Origin of the sequence: Mesotoga prima MesG1.Ag.4.2 (assembly GCF_000147715.2) — a bacterium.
Classification (GTDB): Bacteria; Thermotogota; Thermotogae; order Petrotogales; family Kosmotogaceae; genus Mesotoga; species Mesotoga prima.
Map to the genome: position 1 here is coordinate 2,181,268 of NC_017934.1, position 11,280 is coordinate 2,192,547.

Genomic DNA, 11,280 nt, shown 5'->3' on the forward strand with positions numbered 1-11,280 from the left:
ACATTTAAAACTCTCTGAAACGAGTTTCATAGTACCGGTAGTCAGAAACAGACTAGCCTGCATCTTTTCTTGATGCAGACTTCATCAGCAGTTTTATCATTATAAAGAAGGCAACAGTAGCAAGAAACATTGTCGGATAGCCCTCAACAAAGATCATTATGCTTTTGGAAACGGCTTCATTCATCACTTAACTCCTTTCATCCAAGAAAAAGTGCCAGAACAATGCTACCGGCCAGTACAGAACCTATCTGACCTGCAACGTTTGCTCCGGTTGCATACATTATGAGAAAGTTGTTCGGATCTTCATCCAGTCCCATACGGTGAACAACTCTGGCAGACATCGGGAAAGCAGAAATTCCTGCAGCACCTATCATGGGGTTTATCTTCTGCTTTCTGAAAACGTTCAAGATCTTGGCGAAAACAACTCCGCCCATCGTATCCAGTACAAAAGCGACAAGCCCCATAAAGAGAATCAACAAGGTTCTTGAATTAAGAAATGCTTCTGCAGTCATAGTTGAGCCAATGGTAATCCCAAGAAAGAGAGTGATAATGTTTGACAGTTCGTTTTGAGCGGCATTACTCAACTTGTTTAGTACGCCGGACTCTCTTATAAGATTACCAAACATCAGCATCCCTATCAGCGCTACACTTACAGGTGCAATAATTCCCGCTAACAGAGTCACTAGGATCGGGAAAAGTACCCTCACGTATTTGGGAACCTTCTCGGTCCTGTTGTCCATTCGGATCCTTCTCTCTTCCTTAGTGGTCAGCAGTTTTATTATTGGTGGTTGCACAACTGGAACGAGAGCCATATATGAATAGGCGGCGACTGAAATCGGTCCCAACATGTGGATTGCCAGTCTACTTGCGACATAAATAGACGTTGGACCATCGGCTGTACCTATTATCCCTATAGAAATCGCTTCCCTTATGTCAAATCCCAGTAACGCTGCCACAATAATGGTCAAGAAGATCCCAAGCTGAGCAGCCGCTCCGTAAAAGAACATAACGGGTTTCTGTAATAGAGGTCCAAAGTCTATCATGGCTCCGATCCCGATGAATATTAGGGCTGGGAAAAGTTCATTCGCAATCCCGGCCTCGTAAAGAATAGTGAGCACACCATGCTCTCCAATAGCCGATGACCCAGGAATATTTGTAAGAATAGCTCCAAACCCGATAGGAAGAAGCAACATTGGCTCATATTCCTTCTTTATTGCTAAGTAGATCAGGATTGCTCCTATTGCAAACATTACTAGATTCCCTACAGGAATAGAAAAGTTCGATAGTAGATTCACTGGTGATGCCTCCCGAATTGTATTTCAAAGTTTCACATTCGACTTTTGTGTGAAAGGAAGCGGATTGCCCCTTTTTCAAATACAATATTAATACATACGGAAAGCTTTTGATCGGGTCGAAAAGTCTTTGTGACTAATTTTCTGAAAAGCAAACAATCACTGCTCAATTCTTTGAGTTGTGGTAGGATTTGTCAGTTGAGGTTGATCTCAAGGAGGCGGTCGCTTTGAGGGCGGTATTTCCTGAGGGTTTTCTCTGGGGTGTAGCAACGGCTTCCTATCAAATTGAAGGAGCTGATTTCGAGGATGGAAAGGGGCCATCGATTTGGACTGATTTCTCTCACAGACCCGGCAAAGTAAATTCCGGAGACAATGGTGACGTTGCTTGCGATCATTATCACCGGTTCTCCGAAGATATTGAGCTAATGAAGCAACTTGGTGTTAATTCATATCGATTCTCAATATCCTGGTCGAGGGTGCTCCCCGAAGGTCGAGGAAAGATAAACCGTAAGGGTTCGGATTTTTACAACAAACTTATCGATAGACTTCTGGAAGTTGGGATACAACCCATGGTCACACTGTATCACTGGGATCTTCCTCTTGAGTTGCATAGGAAAATAGATGGCTGGGAGAGCCGAGATATGAGACATTATTTCGGCGATTACTCCAGCTTGGTGTTCAGCGAATTTGGGGACAGGGTAAAACACTGGATCACGCTGAACGAACCTTATTGTTCCTCTCATGTAAGCTATCTCTGGGGTGAACATGCCCCGGGCAAGAGAGATCTGAAAACTTCACTTACCGTGGCTCACAACCTGTTACTCTCTCATGGAGAGGCTGTGAGACGTTTTAGGGAAGTCGTCAAAGATGGGACTATTGGTCTTGCTAATGTCTCCACTTTCGTCGAACCGGCCACCGATAGCAAAGAAGACAGATGGGCTGCAAGAATTCGAGATCAGTTCATTAACGGATGGTTCTTTGAGACACCCATAACAGGTGAGTATCCTTCTGAACTCTTCAAGAGATTCAACGATGCAGGAGTACAACCGCTCATCGAAGACGGTGACATGGATTTAATATCGACGCCATTTGATTTTTGGGGTGTAAACTACTACACAAGAAACGTGATAAGAAAGGAAGAATCAAGTATTCTAGGTAGTGAGGTTGTTCAAGGTGAACTTGCTAAGACAGAAATGGGATGGGAAGTCTACCCCGAGGGGCTTGAAGCTTTTCTTTACAAGACATTCAAGGAATACGGAAAAAAACCAATATACATTACCGAGAATGGCATGGCGTGCAAGGACAAGTTGACTGATGGCTTTGTTGAAGATTTTGAAAGGGTTGACTATATGAAGAGGCATTTCTCTTCCGCTCTCAGTGCTTTGAAGGCAGGAGTAGATCTGAGGGGTTTTTATGTCTGGTCGCTGCTGGATAATTTCGAATGGTCTTATGGCTATTCGAAAAGGTTCGGATTAGTGTATGTTGACTACGAAAAAGGTCTTAAACGTATCCCCAAGCGCAGCTATTACTATTACAGAGACTTCCTCGAACGGGATTGAGAAAGCTCTCTTCTAAGAAAAATACTGCCGGGTTCCATTTGTGGTTTTCATTGTGAGCCCTGCTGAACGAAGAAAAGATACCAAAGGTCTTATAAAGAACTGTGAAAGAGTTTGTTTGATAGGAGGTTTTGAAATGATCGGAGTTGTCGTGGATTCAGGATGTGATCTTCCTGATGAGGTTAAAGCAAAAGACAATGTAAGGGAAGTGCCACTGAAGATAGTCCTGGATGGTAAGGAATATCGGGACAATATTGATATTTCCACTTCTGATCTTCTTGAGTACATGGAAAACAAGTTTCCGAAGACATCACTTCCAAGACCGCCCGAAATCGGGGAAGCTTTCGAAAGCCTTTATGAAAAGGGATACAACGAGATCCTCTTCATAGGGATTTCAAGTGGCCTGAGTGGCACACTTGATCAGGTTAAGTCTTATGTTCGCGATTTTTCAGAAAAACATGGCGATTCGAAAATTGAAGTAGTGGATTCAAAGAATATTTCAATTGGATCTGGTCTTCTGGCAATGAAAGCAATTGAGCTGATCAAAAGTGGGGAGTCTTTTGAAGGAGTCGTCAAAGACATTCTGGGTTCTGTCAGGAAAGCGAAGGTTTTCTTCTGCATACCCGTACTGAAATATCTAAGAGCAGGAGGGCGAATAGGAAAGGTTACCGCCACCATCGGTGATATTCTTGATCTGAAGCCCGTAATTACTGTCGGAGAAGACGGTGTTTATCACAGCGTTTCTAAAGAAAGAGGTATGAAGAGAGCTGTGAAAAGCTCCGTCGAGAAACTGATTCATTTCATCGACGGCAATAGGGTGCTGAACATTGCGGCTTATACTTCTGACAAGAGTGAGAAAACCATGGAGCTTTTCAGGATGGCGGTTTCAGAGATTAAAGCCGCTGGACTTAGCCATATAATAACCGGACAGATATCTCAATCTCTTGTTTGTCATACAGGTCCCGGTCTGATCGGAGTTGCTGCGATCTTGGAGTAAAAAAAAGCCGCCGGAGTGGCGGCTTAAAAATCGGGATATTCCAGGGGGTTTCTCATGCCTTGTCCGTCATCCATAACATGGGGGGTAATGGTGAACAAGCATATTGTTGCTAAGTTGTTTTGCCTTTTTTAATGACCGGTTGAGCTTTGGGGTGCAAGGGTTTCTTATCTATTTGTTATAATTCTACCCAAAACTATCGGGTTTGTCAATATACCGGATCATAATTATCGGTTTTTCTTTGTAAACATTCGGTAAAGTCAAAATCCATATTGTGTAGGACGAACTGTGATCCGATGATTTAGTTATATATTTTGTTTAGCTTTCCTTGAAGATTGCAATTATTGGTGGTAGAGACATTTAGTGCTCTACTCAGCCGGAGATGTATCTATTGGACAGGAACAGTCAAACTAGAATTCTATCGGTTTTTGAGGGTGCCATTTACAATGGGTTCTTCTTAATTACTCAGGGATTCCTTGGGACGGGGCTTGCTCTTGAATTTGGGGCGTCCGAACCAGTTATTGCTTTGATTGGAGTTCTCCCTTCAGTTTCACAATTAATTCAACTCATTGCTCCTTTTATATTAAGACTGGTTGGAAACAGAAAGAAAGCAATGATGATATGTGCGTCTGCGGGGAGATTATCGACGGCGTTTATTCCAGTAACACTCGCATTAGGAATAAACAAACAGTCACTTTTACTGGTAATTCTTGCATTCTTTTCATTTGCAGCAAGTTTGGCAGGGAATTTCTGGGTATCAATTATCAGGGATGTTGTTCCGCCAGATAAATCGGCAAGGTTCTTCAGCCTGAGAAACGTTATATTCACAATAACAAATATGTTGATAACGCTTCTTTATTCTTTCATTCTTGACCATTCATCTGGAAAAACGGGTTTTGTGATAATAACCACTATGGGGGCAGTCAGTGCGTTGGTCAGCCTTGTTCTACTGGGTCTTCACAACGATCCTCCACACGAGATAAGCTATGGAAGTGGCCTTTTTAAGGCTGTTACAAGAGATAAGAAATTCATGACCTATCTCCGTTTCTATTCCTTCTGGAGCTTTTCAATTGCGATTGCTTCACCCTTCTTTGCCTATCATGAGCTAGTGAATATGGAACTGGATTATTCGTTTCTCAGTTTACTTAACATCTTCAGCTCAACTCTTACGATGGTGTTTTATCTTTTGTGGGGGAGGATAGCTGATAGAATTGGAGGACAGGCGGTATTGGAATTCGGCATCCTCGGTGCATTTTTAAAGACATTTCTCTGGTTGTTCATGGACAGGGGAACGGTCTATTTACTTTACATAGATACTTTTATTGGTACCGCTTCGTGGAGCGCAATAAATCTTTGTCTTTTCACAACAATGCTCGAATTACTAAATGGGGTAGATGCGGAAACTTACTATGCGTTGCTTTCTTTTTCGAATGGGGCTTCCGCTCTTGCTGGTTCACTCGTTGGAGGGGTTCTTGCTTTTTATCTTAACAAGTTTACCTGGACACTCGGTGGACATACGTTTTTTGGCATTCAGATTTTGTTCCTAGTTACTCTGGTGTTGAGAGGTGTTTCTTTTCTGCTATTGAAGAGAGTAAAGACGAAGAAAGTCGTATCAGTACCTGGAATGGTTTTCAATTCGGCAGTTGTCATAGCTAATCGACTTGCAGCGAGGCCGAGAGAGTTTATTGAAGTGATGATAGAGAAGAACAAATCAAGAAGAAGGAGTGATAATAGTGATTGAGAAATTGATTGAGCGATTTCTGAGATATATATCGATTGAAACCACTTCAAGCTTTGAATCTAAGACTTTCCCGTCTACAACTGGTCAGCTAGATCTTGCCAGAACTCTCAAGGAGGACATGGAATCTATAGGATTGTCTGAAGTTACTATTGACGATTTTGGTTATGTGATGGGGACCCTGCCCTCAAACCTTGAAACGAAACTACCCGTGATTGGATTTATCTCCCATATGGATACGAGCCCAGAAATGAGCGGAAAAGATGTAAGACCTTCAATTGTTAAATATCAGGGAGGGAAGTTGCTCCTTAACAAGAAAGATAACCTCTATATTGATCCTCATCTGTATCCAGAAATTGAAAGATATGTTGGAGAAGATCTGATTGTTACTGACGGAACTACTTTGCTTGGAGCGGATGACAAGGCTGGAATTGCAGAGATTTTAACCGCGATGGAATTTATAATTTCGAATCCCCGGATTAAACACGGCAAGATAAGAGTAGCCTTTACACCGGACGAGGAGATCGGGAGAGGAACTAATCATTTCAGCATAGAAGAATTCGGAGCCGATTACGCGTACACAGTAGATGGGGGAGGCATTGGAGAACTGCAGTACGAGACTTTCAACGCTGCCAACACTGAGGTTGTGATTAAAGGACTGAATATCCATCCTGGAAGCGCGAAAGACAAGATGAAAAACTCAATGCTCATTGCATGTGAATTCAACGGAATGCTGCCCTCAAATGAAATACCGGCCACTACTTGTGGGAGAGAGGGATTCTTCCACTTAATCAGTGTTCAAGGTTCTGTAGAAGAAACAATACTAAAATACATCATTAGAGATCATTCTAGGGAGAAGTTTTCAAGAAAAAAGACGATGATTTCCGAAGTAGCGGCTTTATTGAACTACAAATATGGAGAAAATACGGTCACGTTTTGTACTGAAGACTCTTATTACAATATGAAAGAGAAGATAGAGGAAGTGTATTTTGTTGTTGAGACCGCGAAAAGGGCAATGGAGAGTCTTTCAATTGAACCGAAAATAGAACCTGTGCGAGGGGGAACTGATGGTGTGCGTCTTTCTTTTGTGGGACTTCCTACACCCAATCTCTTCACAGGAGGGCACAATTTTCACGGAAGATTCGAGTACATACCAATAAGATCTATGGAAAAGTCGGTTCAGGTAATTACGAAGATAGTAGAGTTGTTCTCTGAGGAGGCGACCTTTGAAAGTTAGGACTCTTTTATGGAAGTTCAAAGTCTGGAGACGAAGATTTGAAGTTAAAGAACGATCACCTTAACCCAGTATAACTCTACAGCTTTTTTCGGTAAGAGTCACACCCCAATATAGAGATTTATGTTCAAAGACGTTAGATTTGCTTTGATTCGCACGATCTTTGTAGATTATGCGAACATTCGTGGTTCTTAGTTCAAGGAGTCTTGTAAGTAAGGCTCTACAGATTTTCTGGGATCTCTTGGAGGTGAAAGATGTCTACTAGTTCCAGATTTGTGAGAGAAAGAATTGGAAGAGATAACCCTCTCTTTTCAATGAGCCGTGTAACGATAGAAACAGCTTTCTACGGAAATAACGTAGTACCGGTCGTTTCGCCCAGTGAGGCCTACAAGCTCGCGAAGAACTCGGCAGGTACGATAGTCACTGACCTTCCAGTTTATAAACCCGAAAAAGCCGGTCTTGATTCAGATTCAAAAGTTCTTCTCTTCAATGACGGCGCCGTGACTGGAAGATGTGCCTCGGCGAGGCGAATAGTGGGAGAGCCAGGAGTAAACGAAACAGAATACGGAGCGAAGTTGCGAGAAGCAGTCTACAAAACAAGAAACAGGAAGATGTACCATGCCCAGGCGTATATAGGGCTCGATAGAGATTTCATGGTAAAGGCACATCTTCTGGTTCCTGAAACCCACGAGAACCTGATTTATAATTGGTTGTTAAATTTCCAGCCGATAAACGAATTCTACAACGAAATGTATGAGTCCTCAGAAAGGTGTGAAAACGAGGGCGATATTTTTGTGTTTTCCGACCCGGAATGGCATCATCCAGATCATCCATTGGGGCTTTCATTCTTCGATCCGGAACACAATTGCGCCGCAATTCTCGGAATGAGATACTTCGGTGAATTCAAAAAAGGAACGCTTACCCTTGCGTGGGGATGTGCCAACAGGCATGGTTTTGCTGCTTGTCATGGTGGTCAGAAAAGGTACAATCTCCAGGACAGAAAATTTGTTGTGGGTTTCTTTGGACTCTCCGGTTCCGGAAAGTCAACGCTTACTCATGCTAAGCACAACGGAAAGTATGATGTTACAGTGTTGCACGATGATGCCTTCGTGATTTCATCTTCCGATGGATCTTCCGTAGCACTGGAACCCTCGTATTTCGACAAGACGTCCGACTATCCTCTAAATAGTGAAGACAACAAGTTCCTTCTTTCTGTTCAGAACGTTGGTGCGACCCAGGACGACGAAGGACGAATTGTTATTGTGACGGAGGACATTAGAAACGGAAACGGAAGGGCAATCAAGTCAAAAATCTGGTCTCCAAATAGAGTAGACAAATTCGATGAACCAGTAGAAGCCATCATCTGGTTGATGAAAGACCCATCAATTCCTCCGGTAGTGAAAGTCAACGATCCTGTTCTCGCATCTGTTATGGGCGCGACTCTTGCTACAAAAAGGACCTCGGCTGAACGCCTGGCACCAGGAGTTGATCCCAATGCGCTGGTAATAGAGCCCTACGCGAATCCATTCAGAACCTATCCGCTTTCTGACGATTTTAATCGTTTTCTTGAATTGTTTACTCACAGAGGGATTAACTGTTATATTTTCAATACCGGGCATTTTGGCGAGAAGAAGGTTCCCAAGGAACTCACCCTTCAAATCCTCGAGTCTATAGTAGAGAACCGAGCAGAGTTCTTGCCGTGGGAACCATTCGAGGAACTCGAGATAATGTTTATTGAAGGTTTTTTGCCTGATCTTTCTGATGAGAGCTACAAGAAGCTTCTGAGGGAGAGACTCGTTGACAGGTACAACTTCCTTCGGTCTAGAGAAGTTGAAAGAGGTGGCTTCGATAGACTTCCCCAGGAGGCAGTCGAATCGATTTCGTCCTTGATGAAAATCGTAGAGTAGTTTTGGTTTTATCATGGGGCCGCCTTTGGCGGCCTTTTCATTTGTTTATTCAATCTTAGTTTACAATAAAAAAGGATTCCTGACTGGCGTCAGGAATCGAAGGGGGAATTGCTACGAAACGAGGAGTTGTCCGGATTGCGGCTAACTTTACCGTATAAACGAGTGCATTGTGAATACACTGTAACCGAAGTTAACCGTTAACCTTTCAAACTTATTATACAATTTATTCTCAAAGAAATCAAATCGTCTCTATTATGTAAATGGAGGCGACAATTGCATGGTTCATCAGTCGGTGTCTCAGTTAGCCTTAATTTAACGTATTGCGCAGTTGGCTAACAAGCCCGGGAAATACTGGGCTCATAGAACGGTGGTAAAAAATCAATTTGTTACTTCGATGGTATAAGATTTTATTTGATAATCTTCGTTATTCATTCTCTTTCGGGAGGTTTTGAGTTTGAGGGTATTGGTTACGGGCGCTAGAATGTGGTATGCAATTAATACAATAAGGCTTTTGGCTAGAAGCGGTCATGAGGTTTTCGCAGCGGACAGCAGTAGACTTAGCGGGGGTCTTTACTCCAGATATCTCAAAGGGAAATTCATTTATCCTTCAGTCGGTGAGAATAGCAGTGCTTTTGTCGAAAGCGTCATTGAAAAGATAGAAGAACTGAAGATCGATGTTCTGTGTCCAACCTTTGAAGAGGGTTTTGTGTTCAGCAAATATATTGGTAGGTTGGAAGGTCGTGTAAATGTACTGGTTCCTTCTTACGATCATATTACTCTCCTTCACGACAAGTACTCAATGACCACTTACGCAAGATCACTTGGTATAAGTGTTCCGAAGACGGCGCTGTTGAAGGATTTCAGCTTAGAGGGGTGTGAATTCCCGGTAATAATTAAACCCAGAAATCAGCGATCTGCTGAAGGGATTTTCAAGGTTAATTCCATAGGTGAGTTCGAGAAAAGATGCAGGAATCTTGAAGAAGACAGATATCTGGTTCAAGAGTGGAAAGAGCCCTACCAGATTTGTACAACAGGGTTGGCTCACAATGGTCGGTTAATTGGAAACGTCATTTATCACAACATAAGAGAATACCCTGAATCTGGAGGAATTGGTACCTGCAGAGTTTCTATAGATTGCGAAAAAGCGCTTGGGGAAGTTAAGAAAATCGTCAGCGATCTCAACTACTCTGGATTCATTTCGATGGATTTCCTACATGACAGAATCAATGGTGAATACTATCTGGTTGATGTAAATCCCAGGATGAGCCCCGGGCTGCTCATTGCTTATAACTCTGGTGTTGACATGGTAAAGGCGTATCTTGAATTAGCGAATGGAAGTGAAGTCAGCGTGGCTAGATCGCCGAAAACCGGTTATGGTACTTTTACAACGGCAATGGAGATCGGTTGGTTCTTCAGTACGTTGTTTAAAGGCAAGTTTAAGAACCTGAAGGGCTTTTTCAAGAGCAGGAAGAAGCTAAAGGATGATTCATGGGATGTTCGCGATCCGATTCCTTTTTTTGTGATGCTTCTGTCCATGTTGAACACTGCTGTCTTTGGACCTCTCAGAGGTGGCCAGACGAAGAGTTTTTCTCTCGGAGCAACCTGTGATACAGAAAGTCTAGGTTCCGAGGACGAGTTAATCAAGAAGAAAAAAGCTGTGTAGAAATCAAACCATGGTCGTAAAAAACACTGCTATGGATAGTAAAACGGTCTTAGAGTTAGCTAATAGAAGTTCTACCTCACAATGGAAATTTTCAAATGGTCCAAGACAATGTTAGACTGTTGATTCATATGACGCACGAAAAGTCTATTGAAACCTGGTTTCGAGAGACTGAATCAATAGTCCCGAACAATTGTTTCGAAAGCTAGAATGAGATCATTTGAGTATTAAGATTGGGCTCGCCGAAGGGTCTTCCAAATTGAAGCAAATCCAGGTTCAGCAGCTTTGCCTCATGACGGACGTGGTTTGTCATATATTGTCGTTTGAAGAGCTACAGAAGTACGAATTTCCGTAGGTTCTTTTGTATTGATTACTCATTCCCGGAAAGAGCTCGTCGAGTTTTAGATAGTAATATTCTTTCTGCCTATCCCTCAAAGTCATTCTCATTGAAGGATAGATAAAGTTGGCTCCAGCTTCTTTTCCTCTAGTAAGTATGGGCAAGATGTCTTCCGTACTATCTTCTGTGAATGGCAGGATCGGCATCAACACGATTTCGACATCAATGCCTGCTCTAGATAAAGCCTTGAATACTTCGATTCCTCTTGAATGCCAGGGTACTCCTGGTTCGAGTTTGTTTGCCAACTTATCGTCTGGAGTTGTTATTGTGAAGACCACCGAGCAACGCTTCGAGACATTCAGAATATCAACGTCTTTAATTGAAGGTGGTCCTTTGTGGTTATCTGGACTCCATATGCGAGATTTCGACTAACCAAAAGAGATCTCTTCGTTATTTTCATCTTTTTGGCGGAGTACATGGATCGCTCTTTTATCCGGTCGATTCTATGCCGTTATCTCTTTTACGCTTGAGCTCGAATTTCGGAAGGTCCACTGCATTTGAC

9 protein-coding genes are annotated in these 11,280 nt (G+C 42.6%); 6 read left to right on the top strand and 3 right to left on the bottom strand.

Translation table 11 applies throughout. From position 1 onward, the window contains the following. Positions 1-52: 52 nt before the first annotated feature. Together THEBA_RS14855 and THEBA_RS10225 are read right to left on the bottom strand one after the other, a co-directional pair. Complete coding sequence (locus THEBA_RS14855; protein ID WP_014731466.1) at positions 53-184, bottom strand: hypothetical protein; 132 nt, start codon at positions 182-184, stop codon at positions 53-55. A gap of 13 nt (positions 185-197) precedes the next feature. Next, a complete protein-coding gene (locus tag THEBA_RS10225) occupies positions 198-1,250 on the bottom strand; it encodes a sodium ion-translocating decarboxylase subunit beta (protein WP_173362785.1) in 1,053 nt (350 codons plus the stop codon). Between the two features lie 269 nt (positions 1,251-1,519). Between THEBA_RS10225 and THEBA_RS10230 the strand changes: the two genes are divergently transcribed. The 6 genes from THEBA_RS10230 to THEBA_RS10255 all read left to right on the top strand — a co-directional run bounded on the left by THEBA_RS10230 (position 1,520) and on the right by THEBA_RS10255 (position 10,384). Then, entirely contained in the window at positions 1,520-2,851 is a 1,332-nt protein-coding gene (locus THEBA_RS10230; protein ID WP_014731468.1) for a GH1 family beta-glucosidase, read from the top strand. 133 nt (positions 2,852-2,984) lie between these two features. Further along, the gene (locus THEBA_RS10235) at positions 2,985-3,845 is read left to right on the top strand and encodes a DegV family protein (RefSeq protein ID WP_014731469.1); all 861 of its coding nucleotides are present in this window, start codon (positions 2,985-2,987) and stop codon (positions 3,843-3,845) included. Between the two features lie 379 nt (positions 3,846-4,224). After that, on the top strand, positions 4,225-5,583 hold the full coding sequence (locus tag THEBA_RS10240; RefSeq protein ID WP_407656309.1) for an MFS transporter: 1,359 nt from the start codon (positions 4,225-4,227) through the stop codon (positions 5,581-5,583). Continuing rightward, positions 5,579-6,817 (top strand): peptidase T, encoded by a 1,239-nt coding sequence (gene pepT, locus THEBA_RS10245; RefSeq protein ID WP_041928467.1) that lies wholly within the window; start codon positions 5,579-5,581, stop codon positions 6,815-6,817. Before THEBA_RS10240 ends, pepT begins: the two co-directional genes overlap by 5 nt. A gap of 251 nt (positions 6,818-7,068) precedes the next feature. After that, positions 7,069-8,721, top strand: coding sequence for a phosphoenolpyruvate carboxykinase (ATP) (locus THEBA_RS10250; RefSeq protein ID WP_014731472.1), 1,653 nt, complete (start codon positions 7,069-7,071; stop codon positions 8,719-8,721). A 454-nt stretch (positions 8,722-9,175) separates the two neighbouring features. Beyond that, positions 9,176-10,384 carry a carboxylate--amine ligase gene (locus THEBA_RS10255; RefSeq protein WP_014731473.1) on the top strand — a complete coding sequence of 403 codons (1,209 nt, stop codon included), beginning with the start codon at positions 9,176-9,178 and terminating at the stop codon, positions 10,382-10,384. 306 nt (positions 10,385-10,690) lie between these two features. On the opposite strand, the gene THEBA_RS14110 is transcribed toward THEBA_RS10255, so the two are convergent. Continuing rightward, entirely contained in the window at positions 10,691-11,056 is a 366-nt protein-coding gene (locus tag THEBA_RS14110) for a radical SAM family protein (protein ID WP_081484631.1), read from the bottom strand. Positions 11,057-11,280 lie beyond the last annotated feature (224 nt).